We start from the raw sequence: 24,770 nt of genomic DNA on the forward strand, positions 1-24,770 counted from the left end.
TTCCCATGACAAAAAACCATCCGTATAAACGAATGGTTTTTGAAATGTTACGCCAGGCAGGCTTTTGCCTTTTCTAAAGCGAGCTGAATTTGTTTGAATCCAGTTCCGCCTGCACTTGTTCTTTTTTCAACAGCAACATATGGATCAAGAACAGTGTAAATGTCTTGTTCAAAAAGATCGCTTGCTTCTGTAAATGTTTCAAAAGGAAGGTCACTTAGATAGATACCTTTTTGAATACATGTATACACAAGCTTGCCAACGATTTCGTGTGCTTCACGGAATGGCATGCCTTTTTTCGCAAGGTAGTCAGCCACTTCGGTCGCGTTTGAGAAATCTTCTTTTGTTGCCTTTTTCATGACATCTTCGTTCACTGTCATCGTTTGAATCATGCCTGTGAAGATTTGAAGGCTGCCAGCGATGGTTTTTACTGTATCAAACATACCTTCCTTATCTTCTTGCAGGTCTTTGTTATACGTAAGCGGCAAGCCTTTCATAATCGTGAGAAGCCCCATCAAGTTGCCATACACGCGGCCTGTTTTCCCGCGGATTAATTCAGCCATATCCGGGTTTTTCTTCTGCGGCATCATGCTGCTGCCTGTTGCATACGTGTCATCGAGTTCAATGAATTTGAATTCTTGCGAGCACCATAAAATGATTTCCTCACAAAAACGTGAGAGATGCATCATCACAAGGCTGCTATTAGACAAAAACTCTAAAATGAAGTCCCGGTCACTCACACCATCGAGGCTGTTTTCGTAAATGTGGTCAAAGCCTAGTTGCTCTGCTGTATATTCACGATCAATCGGGAATGTCGTTCCTGCTAACGCTCCGCATCCAAGTGGAGACACGTTAATTCGCTTCAATGAATCTTGAAAGCGCGCTTTGTCACGCTCAAGCATCCAGAAATAGGCGAGCATATGATGAGCAAAGGAGATAGGCTGTGCACGCTGTAAGTGCGTATATCCTGGAAAAATCGTTTCAACGTGCTGTTCAGCTTTTTCTACAAGCACTGTTTGAAAAGAAGAGATCAGCTCAATGATATGTTCTACTTGGTTATTCAAATATAAATGCATATCGGTTGCGACCTGATCATTCCGGCTTCTCGCTGTGTGCAATTTGCCGCCAAGCGGACCAATCTCATCAATGAGCATTTTTTCAAGGTTTAAATGAATGTCCTCATAATCTACTGAGAAATCGAGTTCATCCGCCTCTGCCTTTTTCATGAGCGTATTCAGTCCGTCTTTGATTGCAGCGGCCTCCTCATCACCGATGATACCGCATTTATTCAGCATACTTGCATGGGCAAGGGAGCCGGTCAGATCTTCTTTGACTAATTGTTTGTCGAAATGAATGGATGCACCAAACTCATCGACCCATTTTTCTGGTGTTTTTTGAAATCGGCCTCCCCAAAGCTTTTTCATGCTTTAACCTGCTCCTTTTTGTTCACGATGCTGTTTACTTTTGTTGGTAAACCCCAAAGGTTAATAAATCCTACAGCTGCATCATGATCGAATTCATCTGCTTTTGTATAAGTTGCTAGATTTTCATCATAAAGTGAATATGGTGATTTACGTCCTTCTACAATGGCATGGCCTTTAAATAGTTTCACACGTACAACACCTGTTACGTTCTGCTGTGTTTCTTGTAAGAATGCATCTAGTGCTGATTTAAGTGGTGAGAACCATAAGCCGTTGTATATTAATTCAGCCATTTTTTGTTCAACGATTGGTTTAAAGTGTGCGACTTCTTTGACAAGCGTTAAGTCTTCAAGCTCTTTATGTGCTTTTAATAGGGTAACTGCACCTGGGCACTCATACACTTCACGAGATTTGATACCAACAAGACGGTTTTCAACGTGATCGATTCTGCCTACACCATGCTGACCAGCGACTTCATTTAAATGAAGGATGAGATCAGATAATGAATATTGGATACCGTCAATCGCTGTCGGTTTTCCTTTTTCAAACGTGATTTCAATGATTTCTGGCGTGTCAGGTGTTTTTTCAAGTGGATTTGTCAGATCATATGCACCTTCTGGCGGCGCAGCCCAAGGATCTTCTAAAATGCCACATTCGTTACTTCTGCCCCAAAGGTTTTGGTCGATTGAATATGGGCTGTCTAAGTTAATCGGAATTGGAATACCGTGTTTTTGTGCATATTCGATTTCTTCATCACGAGACCATTTCCATTCACGCACTGGTGCAAGAACCTCTAGGTCTGGATTTAATGCTTTAATGGATACTTCAAACCGAACTTGGTCGTTCCCTTTTCCAGTACATCCATGAGCGACGGCTACTGCATTTTCTTTCTCTGCCACTTCCACTAATTTTTTTGCAATAAGCGGACGGGATAGGGCAGATACTAGTGGATATTTTCCTTCATACATTGTGTGTGCTTGTAATGCAGTGAGTGCGAATTCTTCAGCAAATTCTTCTTTTGCGTCAATCATGTATGATTGAACGGCTCCAACTTGAAGTGCTTTTTGTTGAACGAATGCCAGGTCTTTTCCTTCACCTACGTCAAGGCAGCAAGCAACGACTTCGTATCCTTGCTCTTGTAACCATTTAACTGCAACAGAGGTATCAAGACCTCCGGAATATGCTAATACAACTTTTTTATTTTGTGACATGATTGAAAAGCTCCTCTCGCTTGTTTTGATTCTGTGAATGTTTTTTGCATAAAAATAAGTTTTAATTTATAAACATGCATTTAGTATGTATACACTGTAACAAGGAAAAATAGTTTTTTCAACCCCTTTATGAAAAAAACTCTGCCAAATTTTCTTGGCAGAGTCATTTTGGGCTATGTTTGATCCTTTTCAAGCTCTCGTAAGACGTGAGGAAGCTCTGGAATCACAAGTTTTGTCATGGCTAAACGAACGGCTCCGGTAGATCCTGGCGTGGCAAAGATAGCTTTTTGATTAACGACTCCTGCCGTGGCCCGGGACAAAATAGCGGCTGAACCTATGTCTTCTGTATAACTGAGCATGCGAAAGATTTCGCCAAAGCCAGGGAGCTCTTTGGAGAAAAGAGGGGTGATGGCTTCAATGGTCACATCCCTTGCGGCAATTCCTGTCCCGCCATTTAACAAAACGGCATCTATTTTCGCTTCGCTTGTTCCTTCCAGCACAGCATCTTGAATGGCTCCAATATCATCTTTTACGATATCGTATGCAAGAACAAGATGTCCTTGTTCTTTGAGCAAATCAATCATCAGACGGCCGCTTTTGTCTGTTTCTTTCGTTCTTGTATCACTGACCGTAATGACTTTTACATAAAGCCTCTCTTTCGCCTCACGTTTATGTTCTGTCACGCTCATCTTTCGCACCGCTCCCTTTTGCTTCATATTGGACAACATTATAGCATGCTGCTTTTAACAGAAAAAAGCTCTTTTCCAATAAAGAAAAGAGCTCAGCGTGTAGACAAACCCTTGCATTCGGTGTCAGGTCTGCTCATCGGTGCTCACGAATGTTAAATTCGCTCCGCACCGATGCTCGGCCTTCCTAGACTTCAAAGGTTTTCTATCACCTGAAAAAAAGACAAAGGGCTAAAATAAAGATCATTTTAGCCCTTTGTCAACATAATTTTGATTACGCTAAACGCATAACGTCTCTTGCAATCATGACTTCTTCGTTTGTTGGGATGACGATTACTTTTACAGGAGAGTGCGGGTAGCTGATGAATGCTTCTTCGCCTCTCATGTTGTTAAGGGAAGGATCCCAGTAAACGCCCATGAATTCTAGTCCACGAAGTACACGCGCTCTTACTTCTGAACTGTTTTCACCGATTCCAGCTGTAAAGATGATCGCATCTACGCCATTCATTCTTGCTGCATAAGAACCGATGTATTTATGAATACGGCTCGCAAAAATATCAAGAGCGACTTCTGCACGGTCGTTTCCTTCTTCTGTTGCTTCTTCGATATCACGAAGGTCACTTGACAGACCAGACACACCTAAAAGACCACTCTTCTTATTCAAAGTAGAAAGCACTTCTTCAGCAGTATGTCCTGTTTTTTCCATAATGAATGGAATAAGGGCAGGGTCAATGTTACCTGAACGTGTACCCATTGCAACACCAGCAAGTGGTGTGAAGCCCATAGATGTATCGATTGATTTTCCGCCTTCAACCGCTGCGATACTCGCACCATTTCCAAGGTGGCAAGAAATCAAACGAAGCTCTTCTAGAGGACGGCCTAATAGCTCTGCTGCACGCTCTGTTACGAACTTGTGGCTTGTCCCGTGGAATCCGTATTTACGAATACCAAAGTTTTTGTAGTAGTCGTACGGAAGGCTGTATAGGTAAGACTGCTCTGGCATTGTTTGGTGGAATGCTGTATCGAACACAGCAATCGCTGGTACGTCAGGCAGAATTTGTTTGAATGCTTTGATTCCTACAACGTTTGCAGGGTTGTGAAGTGGTGCAAGCTCTGAAAGCTGATCAATGTCATTGATGACTTCATCTGTTAAAACAACAGAATCGCTGAATTTTTCTCCACCGTGAACGACGCGGTGACCTACGCCATCAATTTCATTAAAGTCTTTGATGATGTGAAATTCAGTTAGTTTTTCAAGCAGCATTTTGACTGCTACTGCGTGATCTGGAATATCTGTCACTTCTGTTTTCTTTTCTCCATCTACAGAAATCGTGAAGATACTGTTATCCATTCCGATTCTTTCAACAAGCCCTTTTGTTAAAACGGTTTCTTCTGGCATGTCGAACAATTGGAATTTAAGAGATGAGCTTCCTGCGTTGATTGCAATAATTTTGGACATTACTGTCGCTCCTTTTACTCAGTTGTTATATAAGGTTTCACGTTTTTTCCGGTGCTATATTCAACCTGTTTGACGGGTCTTTTATAGTTTAACGATAAGTCCGAAAAATATCTGACTTTTTCATTTAAACATTGAAAACTTTGCATTTCAAGTGCACCTTCGAACTGTTATCGCTTACATGAATAAGTCGTTATTTTCTGAATAGTAAAATATCCAGATTATTGACAAAGAGCTAAAATGATTTTTATTTTAGCTCTTTGTTTTCTTTTCAGCGTGATAGAAAACCTTTGCAGCTCTAGGAAGGGCGAGCACCGGAGCGCAGACCTGACAACGAATGCGAGGGTTTGTCTACACGCTGAAATAGCCAGAAATAACTCTGGCTATTCTTTCGTTTCTTTTTCTTCTATAAACCACTGGTCTAATTTTCTCATCACACCGACCATTGCTTCCTTCTGTGAGAAAGACGGAAGATTGGCAAACAGCATCCGTTTTGGTGCTTCCAGCCCTTCTTTTTTCTTCTGCATCACAAATAAGCTTTTGGCGTGTTTTTTGTCCTTAAACATGGTCACTGGCAGCTGAATTAAAGCATTCATATACGCATGATCTTTGATGAAATCCTTTAATTGTACGCTTTCTTTCCCTTCAAACAAGTCGTTTGGAATGATGAAGAATAAGAAGCCGCCTTCTTTTGTGTACCTGAGACTTTGTTCAATGAATAAATAATGGGCAAAGGCATGTCCTTCTTTTGCCTTTAATTCAAAGTCCGCTGCACGCTCATCATTTGGATAATAGCCGACTGGCAGGCTGCATACAGTGACATCCACTGGTGAGATCAGAAGCGGCTCAAGACTGTCCTGGTGGAAAAGCTCGACTTCTTTCTCTTCTAAATTCGCCTGTGCCCAAGCAATTTTAATGAGCACATCATCAATTTCAGACGCAAAGCCGCGCTTTGTTTCTGCCGTGAGATTGTTTAAGACAGCAAGCAGTAAGTTTCCTGTTCCCGCTGCTGGATCAAAGACAACAAGCTCTTTTTGACCGTCTAAAAATTTATTCACCAAATAGCTGACAAACAGTCCAATCGTATCTGGCGTCATCTGGCGATTTGGATGAGAAATATCCTTTTGACCTTTCAATACGGCGAGCTGAAACGCTTTACGAATCTGCTCATGATCATAAGAAGCAAAATCTGCTTTCTCTATTAAATCCTTTAATAAACCGTTTCGATCATTTGCTTGGAAAAAGGCTTCTCCTGCTTCTGCCAATGCTTCAATATAGGAAATGCTCTGTTCCTTTTTTAATCGAATAGAAGCTGTATCGAGCAGTTCAAAAATCGTACTTACTTGATCTTTCTGCAATGCTTTTCTCTCCTCGCTTTGTTAAAAGCTATATGTTCTCATTGAAAAGAGCCCCAGGATGAAGCCGGAGCTCTTGTCGATGCTGCTTTTATAACAGTGATTTTGCAGCTTCAATGGCTTTTTCATAATTTGGGTGATTCGTTGCTTCACTTACGTATTCAGTGTAAACCACTTTTCCGTTAGGGTCTAATACGAAGACTGCGCGCGCCAATAAACGCAATTCTTTCATATACACTCCGAATGCTTCACCAAATGACATATCTCTGTGATCTGATAATGTTTCAACATTTTCAATTCCGTTTGCTCCACACCAGCGTGCTTGTGCAAATGGAAGGTCTGCACTAATCGTATAAATATTGACCGGACCTAAACCGGCTGCCTCTTCATTGAAACGTCTTGTTTGTGCGTCACACACACCTGTATCAATAGAAGGAATCACTGAGATGATCGTCACTTTTCCTGCTAAATCAGAAAGTGAAACTTCTCCAAGTGAGTTCGTTAAAACCGTAAAATCAGGAGCCTGCTCGCCTACTTTTACTTCATTTCCTACAAGCGTGACAGAACTTCCTTTAAATGTGATCGATGCCAAAACAATTCCTCCCTTTTCAAATGTATGGTTCTATCATAGTAGAGAAAGCAAAAAACTGCAAAGCCTAATCGTCCATTTTGAAAAAAAAGTTAACTGCAGCGCAGCTAACTTTTTAAAGGTCTATGTCATCTAGTTTTCGTTCTTTGTGACGGTGCTCCCGCTCATCCTTCTTAAACATGTGCTGAAGACGTTCAATTGCTTGAGGAGCAGAATCCAATATTTTATCGAGCAGATGTGTGTGTTCATCCAAATGAAGCATTCGAACTCCGTTTGTTCCTACAATTAAGAAGGCGATTGGTGTAATCGACACGCCGCCGCCGCTTCCGCCGCCAAATGGGAGTCTCGGTTCTTTTCGTTCCTGTTCATCAGAACGTTTTTCTTTCTTTTGGTTCCCGTTAAATTCACTGCCGCCGGCTGCAAATCCAAAACCAACCTTTGACACAGTGAGAATGACACTGCCGTCAGGGGTTTCGACTGGATCGCCGATGATTGTATTCACATCTATCATTTCTTTTAAGTTTTCCATCGCTGTCTTCATGAGACCTTGGATTGGATGATCTGCCATTTTCGGGTTCCTCCTTAAACAGATGATTCATTCTTCGTTGCTTGAAGAGAGGCACTTTTTCTCGCCTTTCTCCCTTTTAACCAATGGACAAGTAAACGAATGGCTGCAAGCATAGCATGTCCAATACGAAAATATGCTATACATGTAAACTGAGTCTGTGACACATTGTGCTGAAAGGCTGGAATGACTTCATATACCGGTTTATGCTTAAAGGTGAGATGCTCCTGCATAAAGGCAAGTAGTGCTCCTTTAACTGACCACACACCGCCGGCTGCTACACCTGTTAAAGCGGCGTCATGAAAGCCGATCCATGTCGACCAGTGAAACGAGACAATCTTCACGTGGATGAAGAATTTGCGCATGATCCGGTTTAAATCGACAACCTCTTTTGTGATGCGTTCCATTTGATGAAGGATCTGCTTCATATCACGTTTTCCTACTTTTTTATGCATCGATTCTTTTTCGTGATCAGGGTTTTTAGCGCTTTCCATTTTCTTTTCACGAATATCAATCGTTTGATCTTCTGGATTGACCCTCACCATCGGAATCTCTTTTTTGAGCCTGACCAATCCATATAAGGTGATGACCTTCAGTGCAATGTGGTCATTGTCGTTTGTATGCGAATAGTCCAGCGAAATGGTTACTTTCATGAAAATCAACAAGATCACAAGAAACAAAAACGCTGCGATCCAAACGTAAAGCACTGTGCTCACTTCCTCCATAACAAATGATGCTTCCCCTACGATTATGGCTCTCATTCTGGATTTTATACCCAATCAACAAAAAAGAGTTTGACCGGTACCCGGCCAAACTCCTCTGATTATACGTTTGCTTCTGTTTTTTCATATAAATGTTCATGGACGACCGCCGTATCGGCAAAGTAATCATGAACTCCTTGCTTTTTCGGTGAGAACCCAACGATAGCATAGAGAACAAAGATCGTATTAATGTAGCGTCCCACAATCTCTCTAAAGAAAATAACATCCCATGCCAGCTTCTTCTCAGGCTGTAGCGAGACCACTTTAATGCCAAACACCATCTTGCTAAGTGTTTGTTGAAAGATTTTCGTCATGATGGCGAAATAAAGGAGAAATACAATCGTCGTTGTGACGGAAAATGGAGAAAACCATCCCCCTCCTTTGGACCAGCCGAATAGACTAAAGATGGGAGAAACCGTCAAATGGTTTACACCCCAGACGACGAGCCAATCAAGAATAAACGCCCAAAATCTAATCCAAAAACCTGCAAACGCCTGTGCTTCAATTGAAGCGCGCTTCACAAAGGCCGGCTTCGATTCTTCCTCTTGGCTGCGGCTTTCGCTTACTTCATCGAATGTAGAATCCATCTATGATCCCTCCTTTATTTTGAATAGAGATACATCGGTTTAGACCCATTTGAGCCAGCCAGTGTTTCTTTTAAATTCAGAAAATCAATTTCGCTTTTAAAGAGCTTGCTTGCACTCATGTTAAAGAGAGAGTTCCAGCCAAAGCTTTGAGAATAGCTGACCACTGTTGCTCCTTTTAAGCCTTTTTCATTTTTCTTCATCGCTTTAAGTGCATCTTCATAATACCCAAGCTCATCGACTAATCCGTTCGATTTTGCCTGTGTTCCGTCATATACTCGGCCGTCAGCAATTTTCTTGACGTCCTGTTTTGACATGCCGCGTCCTTCAGAAATCACTTTGACAAATCCTTCATAAGAGTTATCGACCATGCTTTGCATGATGTTGCGCTCATCTTTTGTCATATCACGATTTGGAGACATGATGTCTTTGAATTTCCCGCTCTTAATCGTTTCATATTTAATGCCCAAATTATCTGCCAGCTTTGAATAATTCAAGCTCTGCATAATGACACCTAACGATCCTGTTAATGTTTCAGGTGAAGCAAAGATTTTCTTCGCTGGAGTTGACACGTAGTAGCCGCCAGAAGCTGCCATTGAGCCCATAGATACGTAAATCGGCTTCTTCGCTTTTTTCACTTCTTCTAATTTTTTATGTATTTCAGCACTTTCATAGACACCGCCGCCAGGAGAGTTTACGCGCAGCAGTACACCTTTTACCGAAGCATCCTCTTTCGCTTTATCTAGTTCCTTGAGGAATGCACGATGATCATAACCTTCTCCGCCTAATAGGCTCGATGCGCCGCCATTATCTTGAATGGTTCCATTAATCTCAAGAACCGCAATTTTGCCTGCACCGCTGCCATTCTCTAGTACCTTCTCTTCTATTTCATCCCCAAATTGATAGCTCATTTTATTGTCATTGAAGCTATCGAACAAGGCCATCGTGACACTAATCACAATTGAAAATCCGAAAACACCAAGTGCAATAATTAACGCTACCCATCTTTTCGCATTCATCTTTTTCTCCTCCTTTTTGTCTCACTTCATTCATACGAATGCCCACATGAAATGTTTCACAGGAATTGTGGTTTTTTTACATTTCATGTAGGCATATGATAGCACCTCTCTTAAATAACGATCAACTTTACATCGTCTACTTAGACAGGCGCATGACGAAAAATTGGCTTTTTTATCCTCTCCCTGCACCTAATAGGCTAGATCTTCACCGCAACGAAACACCTAAACCTTTCTTTCATGAGAAAACGGCTATTCAATTATGCTCAGGATCCAGCCATTTCGAATCACTTACATTGACTCATTTCTCAAAAAGGCAAATTCGATCATGAGGCGGTCTTTCTAATGTTTTTACTTTCATATGAAAAAAGTGTAAAATGTGAGCAAGGGTTTTCATGTAAGCCCTTTATAAATGGAAATTATTTTTGACAGCAAAGGGGAGAACGTCAATGACAGACAATCGTCGCAATGTATTTTTCTTTTACAAAAAAGATCATGAATTGGATGGACACATTTCTTCTCTCGAGAAGCTCGCTACCGACCAAGGCTTTCACGTCGTCAAGCGTGCAGAGGATGCCCACATTATTGCTTCAATTGGCGGGGATGGCACATTTCTTCAAGCAGTCCGCAAAACGAATTTCCGGGATGACTGCTTGTATGTAGGGGTATCAAAATCAGAGAATACGCACCTATACTGCGATTTCTCGTTAGAGCATTTTGATAAAATGATTGATGCTATGAACACTGAACAGCTTGAAGTGAGAAAATATCCGATCATCGATGTAAGCGTTGACAGCACAAACCAGTTCCATTGTTTAAATGAACTGTCGATCCGCTCCAGCATTATTAAAACATTTGTGATCGATGTGTATATAGATGATTTCCACTTTGAAACTTTTAGAGGCGACGGCATGATTATTTCCACTCCGACTGGCTCAACGGCCTACAATAAATCCGTGAGCGGCGCCGTGGTTGATCCAATGCTTCCTTGTATGCAAGTCACAGAGCTTGCATCGCTGAATAACAACTCTTACCGTACATTAGGCGCTCCTTTCATCTTAAGCAGTGACCGCAAGCTGACGCTGAAGGTGGTGCAGGATGGAAACGATCATCCAATTATCGGGCTTGATAACGAAGCGCTCGGCACAAAACACGTCAAACAAATTGACATTGGCCTTTCAGGAAAAGTGATTAAGACGGTAAAATTAAAAGACAACTCTTACTGGGAAAAAGTAAAACGCAGATTCCTTTAATCTTTCAGATTGTTGACAAAGGGCTAAAATGATTTTTATTTTAGCCCTTTGTCTTCTTTTCAGCGTGGTAGAAAACCTTTGCAGTCTAGGAAGGACGGCTACTTTTGCGGAGCGAATTTGACATTCGTGAGCACCAGCGCGCAGGACTGACAACGAATGCGAGGGTTTGTCTACACGCTGAAAGCTCCTTTATGGGGCTTTTTTTTTATGTCTTTTCATTCACGGTCATCGTTATGGTATGATGTCACAAGTATGAATGTACAAAAAGGAGAACACGATGACATTACAACATTTTGATCAATATCCATTAAGTGATGAATTGAAACAAGCGTTAGAAGCGCTTCACTTCCATACACCTACACCCGTTCAGCACAAGACATTATCCGTTGCTTTTTCAAAGCGGGATTTAATCGTCAAATCTCAGACTGGGAGCGGCAAGACCGCAGCCTATGGTCTGCCGATTTGTGAAATGGCTGATTGGGCTGAAAATAAACCTCAAGCCCTCATCCTCGTTCCAACACGAGAGCTCGCCATGCAGGTCAAACAAGACCTCACAAGCCTTGGACGATTCAAACGAATCAAAGCCGCAGCCATTTATGGAAAAGCCCCTTTTCAAGCACAGAAAGTAGAGCTTTCACAGAAAAACCATATTGTGTGCGGGACACCAGGGCGCATTTTGGATCACCTTGAGAAAGGCACCCTTTCTTTAGAAAACCTCAAATTTTTCGTGTTAGATGAAGCGGATGAAATGCTGAACATGGGATTTATCGATCAAGTCTCTTCTATTATTCAGTATCTACCGCCAAAGCGGATGTCGATGCTGTTTTCAGCGACCATGTCTGATGAGATGAAGAAATTAAGTGAACAGTTTTTACATTCACCCAAAGTAATTGAAATTGCACGGGAAGAAACGTCTGTACCACAAATCACTCACACCGTGATTGAAACGGAGGAAGAAGCGAAATTCTCTCTTCTTCAGCGTACGATCGTGATTGAAAATCCAGATAGCTGCATTATTTTCTGTAATACACAGGACCGAGTGAACGAACTCACAATGAAGCTGGACGAATGGGATGTGCCCTGTGACAAAATTCATGGAGGCATGAGACAGGAAGACCGCTTCGCTGTCATGGATGAATTCAAAAACGGTGAGTTCCGTTATTTGATCGCAACAGATATAGCAGCCCGGGGAATTGATGTCAGTGATATGACACATGTGATTCATTATGACCTCCCTTATGAAAAAGAGCGCTATATTCACCGAACTGGTAGAACAGGCAGAGCGGGGAAAAGCGGAAAAACAATTGCGTTTATGACAAAGAATGCAAAGCCTCTTATTGATGAATTAAAGCAGGATGCCGGCATAGATTTTCAAACTCAGCCTTATCCAACGAAAGAAGAAGCAGAGACGCATGTAGAAAGCTTTGAAAAGAAGATTGAAACGCCTATTCAAAAGGAAAATAAACAGGCAGGCGTTGAGAAGGATATTATGAAGCTTTATTTTAACGGCGGGAAGAAAAAGAAGCTGCGGGCTGTTGATTTTGTTGGGACCATTGCCAAAATAGAAGGCGTTGCATTCGATGACATTGGGATTATTACCATTCAAGACACGAAAACATATGTCGATATTTTAAACGGCAAAGGCCCTCTTGTGCTGAATGCCATGCGCCATACAACCATTAAAGGCAAGCAGTTAAAAGTACATGAAGCACGTTCATAAAAAGTGAAGGCCCAGCGCCTTTACTTTTTTATTTAAAATAAAATAAGCTTACAACCCCTGAACCATCAGCCTTTCCTGTGTCCAACATGACAAATGTCATATTGAATACATGATGGGTGCTACTATGAGCATGACATCTTTCCTTCTATACTTTGAAGTAGAAAGAAACGGAAAGGACTTGAACGTTCATGACGACTTCAACAAACACACAGCAGCAAGCCACTTTAAGAAAACAAGTTGGCCAATTCTCTGGTGCTAATTCGAAAAAAAGTATCATTCAACTCTTTAATACATTCATTCCATTTTTGGGGCTTTGGTTTCTTGCCTATTATAGCCTGAACATCTCCTACCTTTTAACCCTCTTCTTTGCGGTTATTGCAGCTGGTTTTTTAGTACGTGTCTTTATTATTTTTCACGACTGCTGCCATCAATCCTTTTTCAAACAGAAGCCGCTGAATCACCTGTTCGGTTTTTTAACGGGCGTACTCACCCTTTTCCCTTATCTTCAATGGCAAAGAGATCATTCAATTCACCATGCCACAAGTAGTAATTTAGACAAACGAGGTACTGGCGACATTTGGCTCCTGACAGTCAAAGAATATCAAGAAGCATCAGCATGGACGAAATTTCGCTACAGATTTTATCGTAACCCTTTTGTGATGTTTATTTTAGGTCCGATCTTTGTCTTTCTCTTAAAAAACCGTTTCAACGTCAAAAATGCTCGTAAAAAAGAGCGCTGGAACACGTATTTCACAAACGTGAGCATCATTGCGCTAGCAGCTGCAACGTGTCTTCTTTTTGGCTGGCAGGAGTTCCTGCTTGTCCAAGGTCCAATCTTCCTGATCTCAGGATCAATCGGTGTATGGCTGTTTTATGTACAGCATACGTTTGAGGATTCTTACTTTGAAGCAGATGAGCATTGGAATTATGTGCAGGCAGCGGTAGAAGGCAGTTCTTTTTACAAATTGCCAAAGCTTCTTCAGTGGTTAACAGGCAATATCGGTTATCACCATGTCCATCATTTAAGTCCGAGGGTACCGAATTATCACTTGGAGCATGCACATGATCATAGTGAGCCGCTTCAAAATGTTCCAACCATCACTTTAAAAACAAGTATTGAATCAATGAAATTTAGACTTTGGGATGAAGATACGAAAGCCTTCGTTACCTTTAAAGAAGCACGGCAATCTAAGAAGATGCCCGCACCTGTCATTAAAGGAGACATTCTAAAGAAAAATGCATAATTGGTGCAAGCTCTTTCTTACACTAGAAGGAGCTTGTTGCCATTTACAGGATGCAACTATAGGTTGAATTTGATAAAGTAAGGAAAAGAACGAAAACGGAAAAGGTGGCACACGGATGAAAAAACAGTTTAAAATTCAAAAGTTGCATGGGATTTCCCCCTATATATGGGCCATTTTTTTCATCCTGCCCTTCTATTTTATCTTTAAGACACCTTCGACTTTAGGTATTGTGATCGGCATTATTTTGAACGTTGTCTTTTTCGCTGTGTATCGTTTTGCCTTTGTCGCAAAAGGCTGGTCTTTATATGTCTTCGGCCTTTTATTGATCGGTATTTCAACTGGTTATGTGATGCTCTACAGCTATATTTATTTCGCTTTTTGCATCGCCTATTTTAACGGACATATTAAAAGAAAAGTCCCCTTTTATATCTTGTACTATATCCATATAGGAAGCGCTGCTATTGCAGTGAACTTTAGTTTGATCTTAAAAAAGGGTTGGTTTCTCACACAAATTCCTCTTGTCGTGATCACCCTGATTAGTGCCATTCTTCTTCCTCTCAGCATTCGGAGCAGGAAGGAACGTGAACGGCTTGAGGAGAAATTAGAATATGCTAATGAACGGATTGCTGATCTTGTGAAGCTTGAAGAAAGGCAGCGCATTGCACGCGACCTGCATGACACCCTTGGACAAAAGCTTTCTTTGATCGGTTTAAAAAGTGATCTTGCCCGTAAACTCGTGTATAAAGACCCTGAACAGGCCCGTGCCGAACTCAAAAGCGTCCAGCTGACCGCCAGAACGTCTCTCAATGAAGTGCGGAAGATTGTTTCCTCCATGAAGGGCATCCGAATCAAAGAGGAAATGTCGAACATCGAACAAATTCTCGATGCAGCCGGAATTGAGTTGATCTATGATGAAAAGGAAGCACCGAAACACATCTCACTTCTGAACGAAAACATTGTGAGCATGTGCATCAAAGAGGCGGTGACAAATGTCGTCAAACATAGTGATGCGACTGTTTGTAAAATCACCATTCACCAAAAATCAAAGGAAGCCATCATCACCGTTGAAGATGACGGAACATTTAAAGGCGACAATCCGCCCTCTCAAATGAAGGGTCACGGCCTTTTAGGCATAAGAGAAAGATTGGAATTTGCAAATGGCCGCCTGCGTATTGAAACAAAAGACGGGACAAAGCTCATTATGAGCATTCCAAATGATTCAGCAGCAAAAGAAAAGGAGGGGATGAAATGATCAACATCTTTATCGCAGAAGATCAGCAAATGCTGCTTGGTGCACTCGGTTCACTTCTCGATTTAGAAGACGATATGACGGTTGTTGGGAAAGGTACGAACGGCCAAGATGCCATCGATTTTGCCAAAACACACCCTGTCGATATTTGCTTAATGGATATTGAAATGCCGGGAAAATCCGGACTTGATGCAGCAGAAGAGCTTAAAGGATCAGATGTGAAAATCATCATTTTAACGACCTTTGCCCGCTCCGGTTATTTCCAAAGGGCGCTAAAAGCTGGCGTCAGCGGCTACATGCTGAAAGACAGCCCAAGCGAGGAGCTGGCAAGTGCCATTCGCAGTGTGATGAAAGGGAAAAAGGTGTACGCACCTGAATTAATGGAAGACTTATATAGTGACGAAAACCCTTTAACGGAGCGAGAGAAATCGGTTCTTGAACTCGTCGCAGACGGTAAAAACACAAAAGAAATTGCAAAAGAACTCAGCATTAAAAGCGGCACTGTCCGGAACTACATTTCCATTATTTTAGATAAGCTAGAAGTGAAAAACCGCATCGAAGCCATTACACGATCAAAAGAAAAAGGCTGGTTTAAATAAGAAAAAAGATCAGGACACATGCTGCCTTGATCTTTTTTTTATCGAAAATCCCCCCTTTATTTTTTATCACCAGCTATCAAAATGTCATTGACAACAGCCTACAGTCTTATGATATGATATCCGAGTGATAATAATTATCATTATCACTAATACACCCAATATCCGGCTTATGTGCCGATTTAAAAGGAGTCTACATTCATGAAGAAAATATTGTTCCCTCTGATGCTCATCTTTGTACTTGCATTGAGCGCATGTGGCAATAGCAGCAGCTCTTCCTCAAATAAAGGAAATCAATCAACATCATCAGACAAAATTACATATCAATCTGAAAATGGGCCTGTAAAGCTGCCAGCACATCCAAAGCGTGTTGTTGTTCTTGGTTCTTTCGCAGGTAATGTATTGTCACTTGGTGTGAATGTCGTCGGCGCTGACTCTTGGTCAAAAAAGAATCCGCGTTTCCAAAAGGAATTGAAAGATGCGGAAGAAATATCGGATGCCAATGTAGAGCAAATCATGAAGTTAAAGCCTGACGTCATTATTGGCTTAAACGGTGCTAAAAATGTAGAAAAACTCAAAAAAATCGCCCCAACCGTTTTATTTACGTATAACAAAGTCGATTTCCTTCAGCAGCATATTGAAATCGGTAAAGTATTAAACAAAGAAAAAGAAGCAACAGCTTGGGTAAAAGATTTCAAAAAACGCGCAGCTGAAGCTGGAAAAGAAATCAAAGCAAAAATCGGTAAAGATGCAACAGTTTCTGTCTTTGAAAGCGGCACAAAAGAGCTTTACGTCTTTGGAGATGCATGGGGCCGCGGAACAGAAATTCTCTACCAAGAAATGAAACTAAAAATGCCTGAGAAAGTAAAAGAAAAAGCATTAAAAGCTGGCTACTATGCAGTTTCACAGGAGGTCATTCCTGAATTTGCTGGAGATTACATGATCATTAGTAAAAATAGCGAAATGGACAACTCCTATCAAAACAGTGAAATTTACAAGTCCATCCCGGCTGTCAAAAAACATCGTGTGTATGAGGCCAATGCACAAGAATTCTATTTTAATGACCCAATCACACTTGAATTCCAACTATCATTCTTCAAAAAGCACTTTTTAGGTAAATAAGCAGAAGCAAGGGATCTCTTCCCTTGCTTTTTTCTTGTCTACTTCTAGCGGCAACGCTTTTTTTCCGCTACAATGACATACAAGCGAATACAAAAAGTGTGGTGCTGATTTTGTTTAAGATTCTACTGATTGAAGATGATACAACCCTCTTCCAAGAAATCAAAGAACGTCTAGTCAACTGGTCCTATGACGTCTATGGGATTCAAGATTTCCATCAGGTTTTGCAGGAATTCACGTCTGTCCAGCCTGATCTCGTCATAATTGATATACAGCTGCCAAAATACGATGGCTTTCATTGGTGCCGGATGATTCGGCATCATTCAAATGTTCCAATCATCTTCCTCTCCTCAAGAGACCACCCTGCTGATATGGTCATGTCGATGCAGCTCGGTGCCGATGATTTTGTGCAAAAGCCCTTCCACTTTGACGTGCTCATTGCAAAAATTAGTGCTGTTCTTCGCCGCGTGCATGATTATAATGCAGAACCGGCCAGCCTAAAGGTGTGGTGCGGTGCTGCCATTGACCTAGAAAAAAACACCGTAACAAATGATCACGGTGAGGTTGAATTAACGAAAAATGAGTTATTTATTCTCAAGGAATTGATTCAGCATAAAAATCATATCGTCAGCCGGGAATCACTCATTCAAGCATTGTGGGAGGATGAACGGTTTGTCAGTGACAATACACTGACAGTAAACGTCAACCGCCTCAGAAAAAAACTAGACGAGATCTCCCTTGGCTCCTTCATTGAAACAAAAGTGGGTCAAGGCTATCTTGCAAAGGAAAAGGATGATCAATGATGCTGCAAGCATTTTTAAAAGAACGAAGAAGCTGGATTCTTTTCTTTCTTAGTTTGCAGCTCCTCATTCTGTTTGTTGCTTATTTGGATACGACCATTCCAATCGCTTCTCTTTTTTATATTGTGTTATTGTCTACGTTTCTCCTGATCGTCTTTCTCTTTTTCCGGTACCGAAAAGAAACGGCTTATTATGAGAGGCTGAAAGAATGGGATGATGATATTGAACATCAAATGCGGCTAACCCCCTCTTCCCCATTTGAGCACCTCATCCATGATGCGACGTCAGAGCAAATTGCACGCTACCGGCGGATGGCAGCAGAGCAGAAAATCGCCCTTGAAGAAGAAAAAGATGAATTGCTCTCATGGATACATGAGGTCAAAACACCGCTTACAGCGATGCGCTTAATGATTGACCGCTTAACAGATCAGCCGCTGAAATCAAATATGACGTACGAGTGGCTCAGAATACATTTATTACTTGATGCTCAGCTACACCAAAGCAGAGTGCGTCATATCGAAAATGATTTATTCATTGAAAAGCTGAACCTGCAAAGCATCATTGCAAAGGAAATCAAAGCGCTCCAATCATGGTGCATGCAAAAAGGAATCGGCTTTGAGCTGGCGCTGGAGGAACGTACCGTATTAAGTGATGCAAAATGGTTATCCTTTATGATCAGACAGGTGCTCACAAATGCAGTCAAATACAGTCATTCGTCTGATATTGCCATTGAAAGCAAGCAAATCAATGACCAAGTCATGCTGACAATCACAGATCAAGGCAGAGGAATTGATCCAAGAGACATCTCTCGTATTTTTGAAAAGGGCTTTACCTCAACAAGACATCACAATGACACCGCCTCAACAGGAATGGGGCTCTATTTAACGAAAAAAGGAGCAGACGCTCTTCATATCACGATCGAGGTCAACTCCACGATAGATGAAGGTACAACCTTCACCTTCATCTTTCCGAAAAAGAATGATTTTGTTCATATTGCGAGCATGTAAAAAGCAATCGCAATCTCTTCGCGACGTCAAAACTTGCGCGAAGAGATTGAGGTGGCTTACTTAGGAAATACTCCCCGCTTCTTCGCGAAAAACATCTCCCATCTGTCTCCGTCTATAAATACTTAAGATCAGCCCAACAGCCATCATTTCTAGAAGAATATGTGAACCTCCATAACTCATGAAAGGCATAGACACTCCAGGTAATGGCAGCAAGCCAAAGTTTGTGAAAATGCTTAAAAGACATTTTGCTGCAAAAACAGCGGCTAAACCTGTCATGACCATTTTGCCATAAGCCATTTTCACTCGTTTTGCTGTATGAAATACTCTGTAAATAAAGATGACAAACAACATGAGCGCAATGAGCCCTGCCAACCAGCCAAATGAATAAATGATATATGTAAACATCCAATCCGTGTGAACTTCTGACATGGCATAAGGGGTGATCTGAAGCCCCTTTGAGCTGAATTCATGAATTCTATAAAAGAAAGGGTGCCCATCTGCTTGAAAAAGAGAAAATAATTCAAACATCAGATATAAAATGCCTGCTGCTGTCAGCATAATGATTTGCCATAAACTTGCACTAGATACATACATCACGGTTAAGCACATGACCAGACAGATAACAGTCGCAGGAAGAAAACCAATCGTACTGATTAAAATAATCGGTAAAGCCATAATCCCTAACCCAATCCAAGCTTTGAACCCATTTTCCCAACTCCAATTGTGGAAGATACCTGCTAAAGAAATAGCTAGAAAAAAAGGCATAATCTCAGTCAAATTTATAGATACATCACTTATTCTTAAAAAAAGAATACCGTTCACTCTTGACCCGAACATCATCGAAAAAATCAGCGTTCCGAGTGTCCCAATGTATAAATGCCAAGAGTATTTCAATAAGCGCCGATAATCGAATGAAAACAAACCAAACATAAGCACTAGACCCACTAAATAAAAGGCAAGGCTTTTATAAAAAATGTTCATGTTTTGAAGATTTGTAAAATCTGAATGAAACTGCAAAAAGTACATCACAAACAGCCCGCAAAAACAAGTGGCTAACACTAAAAGAATCATTTTAAAATCAATTTGGGACTTATGTGTTTCATGAAGCTGCATTCCGAGAATTTCCGCATCACCAATTTGGTTCAACGCATGATCTACCGCCTCTTCTTCAGACACCCCAGCATTCATTGCTTCCTCTTTTAGCGTGTATAGATGATCCAGCAGCTCAAGCTTTACACTCGAATGAACATCTTTATTTTTGATTTTTTTACATACATTTTTGACATACTTCTCAAACTTTTTATCTAATCCCATGCGATTTTCTCTCCGTTCAATACGCCATCGACTGCATGTTTGAAAACGTTCCATTCTTCTTTCTTTTCCTGTATCAATGCTTTCCCTTGTTCATTGATTTTGTAATACTTTCTTTTCCGGTTGCCATTCCCTTCGCCCCAGTAAGAAATAATAAATTCTTTCCCCTCTAAATTGTGCAAAATAGGATAGATTGTTCCTTCTTTAAAGCTGAAAACCCCTTCCGATTTCGCCTCCAATTCTTTAATCATTTCATATCCATACATCGGTCTTTCATTTAATAAGCTTAAAATAAGGGTAGCTGTACTTCCCTTTAGAAGCTCTTTACTTACTCTCATTCTTAGTTACCTCCAATACATAGATTTACTATGCATATATTTAATATGCATATCATACATGAATAAAATAATCCTGTAAAGCTTCAAAACGCCACCATGACATGAAAAATCATAGAAGATTTATACATAAGAGTGAAAAACAGATAAAATAAATGGGTAAATAAAACTCACCCTGCATAAGAAACGGGTTTACATAAAATTTGTTTAAAAAACAAGCATGTGACAACAATGTCACATGCTCGTCTGTTTTGTTCGCCAAATCGAAGGAAGTCTGGCAGGCTTCTTTTTATACTAGAGATATCAATTAAAAGAAAAAGGGGTTCAGCAAATGAACATTTTAGAAGCTCGCAAAATCTATAAAAGCTACGGAAATAAATTCAACAAACAAGAGGTGCTGAGCGGTATTGATTTGACCATTGAAGCCGGGGAATTTGTCAGTATCATGGGGCCATCAGGCTCAGGGAAAACAACCCTTCTGAACGTATTGTCCTCTATCGATCATGTGTCCAGCGGATCCATTCGTATTGCAGATGCTGAGATGACGCAAATGAAGGATCAGCAGCTTGCTGAATTTAGAAAAAAACAGCTGGGCTTTGTTTTTCAGGATTATAACTTACTTGATACACTCACAGTCAAAGAAAACATCCTTTTGCCTTTATCCATCTCCAAAACGCCAAAAAAAGAAGCTTTTGAACGTTTTCAACAGCTCGCAGAAGACATGGGAATTTATGAACTAAAAGACAAATACCCGAATGAACTCTCTGGCGGACAAAAGCAGCGGACATCAGCGGTTCGTGCCTTCATTCATGAACCGAGTCTTATTTTCGCTGATGAACCTACGGGGGCACTTGATTCCAAATCTGCATCTGACTTGCTGAACAAGCTGCAAGATTTCAATCGTAAACGAAAAGCGACCATTGTGATGGTGACACATGATCCTGTCGCAGCCAGCTATTCAAACCGCGTCATTTTTATTAAGGACGGACAGATTTATACACAGTTGAATAAAGGCGCTTTAGAAAGAAAAATGTTTTTCGAGGATATTATGAAAACGCAAGGTGTCTTAGGCGGTGTGAAGCATGAACATTAATCAGCTCATCTTCCGTAATCTGAAGAAAAATTTGAAGAATTACTATTTATATGTATTTGCTCTCGTGTTTAGTGTGGCGCTCTATTTTTCCTTTGTCACCTTGCAGTACTCACCAGCACTTGATGATGTAAAAGGCTCCATTAAAGGCGGCGCTTCAATTAAAGCCGCTTCGGTTCTGCTCATTGCCATCGTCGGTATTTTCCTGCTATATGCGAATAGCATTTTTATTAAGCGCAGAGGAAAAGAAATAGGTCTCTTACAGCTCATTGGCATGACGAAACAAAAAATTTCCAGACTGCTCAATGCAGAAAACTTTATCCTATACGTGACAGCCATGGCGATCGGCATCATTGCCGGCTTTATCGGTTCAAAGCTGATGCTGATGGTGCTATTTAAAGTGACTGGTGTTAACGCTATCGCCAATCTGCATTTTTCAGGCATGGCCCTTCTGCAAACACTCATTGTCTTTTTCATTATCTATGGATTGATTTTGCTGAGAAATAGACGTTTTATTAATAAACAGACGATTTTATCTTTGTTTAGAACAACATCTTCGACAGAACAGCGTGTGAAAAAGATCTCTGTGTTTGAAATCATCATTGGGGTTTTCGGTATTGTCTTGATCAGCTCAGGCTATTATATTTCTTCTAAGCTTTTTACCGGCTCATATACGTCCATGTTTGAGTTACTTTTAGCCATGATTTATATTCTAGCCTCTGTCATCATCGGTACTTTTCTTTTTTACAAAGGCTCTGTTTCTTTCATTGCCAATATCGTACGTAAAAGAAAAAATGGCTATCTCGCCATTCATGAAGTGTTATCTTTGTCATCCATTATGTTCCGGCTAAAATCAAATGCACTGCTTTTAACGATTATTACAACCGTATCTGCACTTGCCATCGGTTTGCTGGCTCTTAGCTACATTTCCTATTACTCAGCAGAAAAAACCGCTGAGCAGCAAATTCCAGCTCATTTTGCCATGGGCTCAGAAAAAGAAGCAGCAACCTTCACTCGTGCACTTTCTGACAAACATATTGCTTATGATCAAAAGCAGTTCAAAGTGATTCAAGCAAAATTTGATGCGAAAAAAATCATGGATTCAGAGTTGAAAAATATGAATAATGATCCAGGCGTATTGACACTGCCTGTGATCAGTGAGAAAAACGCACCAAATATTCATGTGGAGAACAACGAAGTGATGTTAAGCGGCTACAGTGATCTATTAAAGAAATTCATGCCGATTCAAAGCACAGGCAATGTGAAGCTTCTCATCAAGAAGCCTGTTGATTTGAAAGTCATGGATATGAAGAAAGATTATCTCGTTTCTTACAAATTCACTTTTGGCGGTCTGCCTGTTGCCGTCGTGAGTCAAGATGTTTTTGAGCAGCTTGACAAGCAGAAAGATCCTAAGCTGCAGCTTGAAAATAGCCAATATATCGCTGTCAATATAAAAGATGATCAACATCTTGAACAAGCAAATAGCGTGTTTACATCTTTAAAACTAAGTGACAACAGCATGTCTCAATTAGCTTCAGCTCAGCAGCAAAAACAAACAATAGGACTAATGATGTTTGTGGTCGGGTTTTTAGGTCTCAGCTTCCTTGTCACATCAGGCTGTATTTTATACTTTAAACAAATGAATGAAAGTGAAGAGGAACAAAGCTCCTACACGATCTTGCGTAAGCTTGGTTTTACTGAGAAGGATCTATTAAAAGGCATCCGGCTTAAACAGCTGTTTAACTTTGGGATTCCCCTCGTCATCGGATTGCTGCACAGCTACTTTGCTGTACAATCAGGCTGGTTTTTATTCGGCGGTGAATTGTGGACTCCAATGCTCATCGTCATGTCGATTTACACTGCCCTCTATTCTGTCTTCGGATTTCTGTCTGTCCAATATTATAAAAAGGTCATTAAAGAATCCTTGTAATCAATTCCCCATAGGCATCACCTATGGGGTTATTTTATTTACGAAGGTGTCGATTCAAATTTGTGTGATAAAATATGGTCTCTTGCTGCATAGGCTTTTCGTTTGACCTCTTCTAGGTTCACACCGACAAGCTTTCCGTTTTGTTTCACTGCTTTTCCAGCAACGTAAACAGAATCAACATTTGAAGGATGTGCCGTTTGGACAACCGCTCCAGCTGGATCTGACATCGGAAGAAGATTCATGCTTGTCCGATCGATCAGAATGAAATCAGCTTCTTTCCCAGGTATAAGTGAGCCAATTTTATGATCGAGCTGTAATGCACGAGCACCATTGATCGTCGCAGCCTCAAGCATTTGATAAGCAGACAGCCCAAGTTCAGGACCCGGCATGATCCCATCCATTAACAACGATTGATTTTGGATCGCGCGCTCTGCCTGAAGCCCGAATTTCATTTGAGCAAACAAATCTCCTCCTGTCGCTGTCACTACATCTACACCGAGCGTTGGAAGAACACCTTGTTCAATCGCAAGTCCTGTGACAGGATAACCGTGACCCATCATCATTTCAATTTCAGGGGTAATGGATATGGAGCTTCCGCTGTCTGCCAGCATCTTCATTTGATCCGCATCAATCGCATTAATATGCACCATGTTCAAATCCGGCCCGAGTAACCCTGCTTTGTGAAGCCGCTCAATCGATCGATCCTCTGCTCCCCAATTCCCAAAGCCGATGTGCATACTGCATAGAGCATCTAAAGACCGGGCTGTCTCAATTTCAAATACCGATGTCTCCCATGAAGAAAACTCTGGACCACGAATCGCAAGTCCCATTGTTAAAAGCTGATCTGATGATTGAAAATGCGCTTTTTTCACACGTGCTGCGTCCTCCATATTGGTGAGCGTACTCTCCCTATCCCAATATTCAGCATCTCCAGAGGAACCAAAAGCAAAAACAGCCCGTATGCCCGCATCTTTTAATCCTCCAATAAGCTCTTCTGTATGATCCAATGAATTGATCATCGTCCAGTCTAAAAACGTGGTCACACCTGCATCTAAAGCCTCTAATGCCCCTAAATAATTGGCGATTCGATCGTCGGATGGGCGTCTCATCGCTCCATAGTTGCCATAATAGATTTTGCTCAAATATGTCTGCAAAGACCAATCTGTCCCTATGCCCCGGATAACAGACTGCCACACATGCCGATGTGTATCTACAAGACCTGGCATGATGACCATATCAGATGCATCAACGATGTCAGCATCACTTACTTCAATTGAAGGCCCAACTTCTAAAATGAATTTCCCTTCAATTAACAAATCTCCCTTTTCAAGAAAACCTAAAGATGGATCCAGTGTTAAGAGAGCTGCATCTTTAAACAATGTTTTCTTCATCCATATCCCCCTTTTCAAATGACGAGGATGAGTGACCCCGCCTCAATGTCATTTTAAAACAGAACAGGATCAAATTAGAAGAAA

The 24,770-nt window shown here is 41.1% G+C and carries 23 protein-coding genes; 10 read left to right on the forward strand and 13 right to left on the reverse strand.

What is annotated here, in order from left to right:
• Positions 1–47: 47 nt before the first annotated feature.
• The 10 genes from argH to sppA form a co-directional block, all read right to left on the reverse strand.
• The gene (gene argH / locus ACLGGR_RS15645; RefSeq protein ID WP_251216383.1) at positions 48–1,421 is read right to left on the reverse strand and encodes an argininosuccinate lyase; all 1,374 of its coding nucleotides are present in this window, start codon (positions 1,419–1,421) and stop codon (positions 48–50) included.
• Complete coding sequence (locus ACLGGR_RS15650) at positions 1,418–2,629, reverse strand: argininosuccinate synthase (RefSeq protein ID WP_251216382.1); 1,212 nt, start codon at positions 2,627–2,629, stop codon at positions 1,418–1,420. The genes argH and ACLGGR_RS15650 overlap by 4 nt, the downstream gene beginning before the upstream one ends.
• Positions 2,630–2,802: 173 nt before the next feature.
• Positions 2,803–3,318: a MogA/MoaB family molybdenum cofactor biosynthesis protein gene (locus ACLGGR_RS15655; RefSeq protein ID WP_410973417.1), complete on the reverse strand. Its 516-nt coding sequence runs from the start codon at positions 3,316–3,318 to the stop codon at positions 2,803–2,805.
• Positions 3,319–3,589: 271 nt separating this feature from the next.
• The gene (locus ACLGGR_RS15660; RefSeq protein ID WP_267587135.1) at positions 3,590–4,774 is read right to left on the reverse strand and encodes an acetate kinase; all 1,185 of its coding nucleotides are present in this window, start codon (positions 4,772–4,774) and stop codon (positions 3,590–3,592) included.
• A gap of 380 nt (positions 4,775–5,154) precedes the next feature.
• Entirely contained in the window at positions 5,155–6,129 is a 975-nt protein-coding gene (locus ACLGGR_RS15665; protein WP_142945615.1) for a class I SAM-dependent methyltransferase, read from the reverse strand.
• A gap of 88 nt (positions 6,130–6,217) precedes the next feature.
• A complete protein-coding gene (gene tpx / locus ACLGGR_RS15670) occupies positions 6,218–6,718 on the reverse strand; it encodes a thiol peroxidase (RefSeq protein WP_048239080.1) in 501 nt (166 codons plus the stop codon).
• A gap of 112 nt (positions 6,719–6,830) precedes the next feature.
• Positions 6,831–7,283: a GerW family sporulation protein gene (gene ytfJ / locus ACLGGR_RS15675; protein WP_007501733.1), complete on the reverse strand. Its 453-nt coding sequence runs from the start codon at positions 7,281–7,283 to the stop codon at positions 6,831–6,833.
• A 14-nt stretch (positions 7,284–7,297) separates the two neighbouring features.
• On the reverse strand, positions 7,298–8,005 hold the full coding sequence (locus tag ACLGGR_RS15680) for a DUF2953 domain-containing protein (RefSeq protein WP_323648383.1): 708 nt from the start codon (positions 8,003–8,005) through the stop codon (positions 7,298–7,300).
• Positions 8,006–8,103: 98 nt separating this feature from the next.
• Positions 8,104–8,628, reverse strand: coding sequence for an RDD family protein (locus tag ACLGGR_RS15685; protein ID WP_410973418.1), 525 nt, complete (start codon positions 8,626–8,628; stop codon positions 8,104–8,106).
• A 14-nt stretch (positions 8,629–8,642) separates the two neighbouring features.
• Positions 8,643–9,644 carry a signal peptide peptidase SppA gene (gene sppA, locus ACLGGR_RS15690; RefSeq protein ID WP_251216378.1) on the reverse strand — a complete coding sequence of 334 codons (1,002 nt, stop codon included), beginning with the start codon at positions 9,642–9,644 and terminating at the stop codon, positions 8,643–8,645.
• Positions 9,645–10,090: 446 nt separating this feature from the next.
• Here sppA and ACLGGR_RS15695 point away from each other — a divergent pair, with 446 nt between their 5' ends.
• The 8 genes from ACLGGR_RS15695 to ACLGGR_RS15730 all read left to right on the forward strand — a co-directional run bounded on the left by ACLGGR_RS15695 (position 10,091) and on the right by ACLGGR_RS15730 (position 18,629).
• Positions 10,091–10,894: an NAD kinase gene (locus ACLGGR_RS15695; protein ID WP_024424814.1), complete on the forward strand. Its 804-nt coding sequence runs from the start codon at positions 10,091–10,093 to the stop codon at positions 10,892–10,894.
• A 277-nt stretch (positions 10,895–11,171) separates the two neighbouring features.
• Positions 11,172–12,614 carry a DEAD/DEAH box helicase gene (locus ACLGGR_RS15700; protein ID WP_410973419.1) on the forward strand — a complete coding sequence of 481 codons (1,443 nt, stop codon included), beginning with the start codon at positions 11,172–11,174 and terminating at the stop codon, positions 12,612–12,614.
• A gap of 188 nt (positions 12,615–12,802) precedes the next feature.
• Positions 12,803–13,858 (forward strand): Delta(5) desaturase DesA, encoded by a 1,056-nt coding sequence (gene desA / locus ACLGGR_RS15705; protein WP_142945620.1) that lies wholly within the window; start codon positions 12,803–12,805, stop codon positions 13,856–13,858.
• Between the two features lie 115 nt (positions 13,859–13,973).
• Positions 13,974–15,110, forward strand: a complete 1,137-nt coding sequence (locus ACLGGR_RS15710) for a sensor histidine kinase (RefSeq protein WP_142945621.1) — start codon at positions 13,974–13,976, stop codon at positions 15,108–15,110.
• Entirely contained in the window at positions 15,107–15,706 is a 600-nt protein-coding gene (locus tag ACLGGR_RS15715) for a response regulator transcription factor (protein WP_024424818.1), read from the forward strand. Before ACLGGR_RS15710 ends, ACLGGR_RS15715 begins: the two co-directional genes overlap by 4 nt.
• Positions 15,707–15,904: 198 nt before the next feature.
• The gene (locus ACLGGR_RS15720) at positions 15,905–16,825 is read left to right on the forward strand and encodes an iron-hydroxamate ABC transporter substrate-binding protein (protein WP_410973420.1); all 921 of its coding nucleotides are present in this window, start codon (positions 15,905–15,907) and stop codon (positions 16,823–16,825) included.
• A gap of 110 nt (positions 16,826–16,935) precedes the next feature.
• Complete coding sequence (locus ACLGGR_RS15725; RefSeq protein ID WP_410973421.1) at positions 16,936–17,625, forward strand: response regulator transcription factor; 690 nt, start codon at positions 16,936–16,938, stop codon at positions 17,623–17,625.
• A complete protein-coding gene (locus tag ACLGGR_RS15730; protein WP_251216375.1) occupies positions 17,625–18,629 on the forward strand; it encodes a sensor histidine kinase in 1,005 nt (334 codons plus the stop codon). The genes ACLGGR_RS15725 and ACLGGR_RS15730 overlap by 1 nt, the downstream gene beginning before the upstream one ends.
• Before the next feature lie 60 nt (positions 18,630–18,689).
• Here ACLGGR_RS15730 and ACLGGR_RS15735 read toward each other — a convergent pair whose 3' ends face one another.
• Together ACLGGR_RS15735 and ACLGGR_RS15740 are read right to left on the reverse strand one after the other, a co-directional pair.
• Positions 18,690–19,943 carry an FtsW/RodA/SpoVE family cell cycle protein gene (locus ACLGGR_RS15735; RefSeq protein ID WP_410973422.1) on the reverse strand — a complete coding sequence of 418 codons (1,254 nt, stop codon included), beginning with the start codon at positions 19,941–19,943 and terminating at the stop codon, positions 18,690–18,692.
• Positions 19,934–20,278: a PadR family transcriptional regulator gene (locus tag ACLGGR_RS15740; RefSeq protein ID WP_410973423.1), complete on the reverse strand. Its 345-nt coding sequence runs from the start codon at positions 20,276–20,278 to the stop codon at positions 19,934–19,936. Before ACLGGR_RS15740 ends, ACLGGR_RS15735 begins: the two co-directional genes overlap by 10 nt.
• Before the next feature lie 328 nt (positions 20,279–20,606).
• Here ACLGGR_RS15740 and ACLGGR_RS15745 point away from each other — a divergent pair, with 328 nt between their 5' ends.
• Together ACLGGR_RS15745 and ACLGGR_RS15750 are read left to right on the forward strand one after the other, a co-directional pair.
• Entirely contained in the window at positions 20,607–21,368 is a 762-nt protein-coding gene (locus ACLGGR_RS15745) for an ABC transporter ATP-binding protein (RefSeq protein ID WP_251216374.1), read from the forward strand.
• Positions 21,358–23,295 (forward strand): FtsX-like permease family protein, encoded by a 1,938-nt coding sequence (locus ACLGGR_RS15750; protein WP_410973424.1) that lies wholly within the window; start codon positions 21,358–21,360, stop codon positions 23,293–23,295. The genes ACLGGR_RS15745 and ACLGGR_RS15750 overlap by 11 nt, the downstream gene beginning before the upstream one ends.
• Positions 23,296–23,333: 38 nt before the next feature.
• Here the strand turns inward: ACLGGR_RS15750 and ACLGGR_RS15755 are convergent, their stop codons facing one another.
• Positions 23,334–24,686 (reverse strand): amidohydrolase family protein, encoded by a 1,353-nt coding sequence (locus ACLGGR_RS15755; RefSeq protein WP_410973425.1) that lies wholly within the window; start codon positions 24,684–24,686, stop codon positions 23,334–23,336.
• Positions 24,687–24,770: the final 84 nt, after the last annotated feature.

The organism is Bacillus sp. BD48 (genome assembly GCF_046566805.1).
Taxonomy (GTDB): Bacteria; Bacillota; Bacilli; order Bacillales; family Bacillaceae; genus Bacillus; species Bacillus safensis.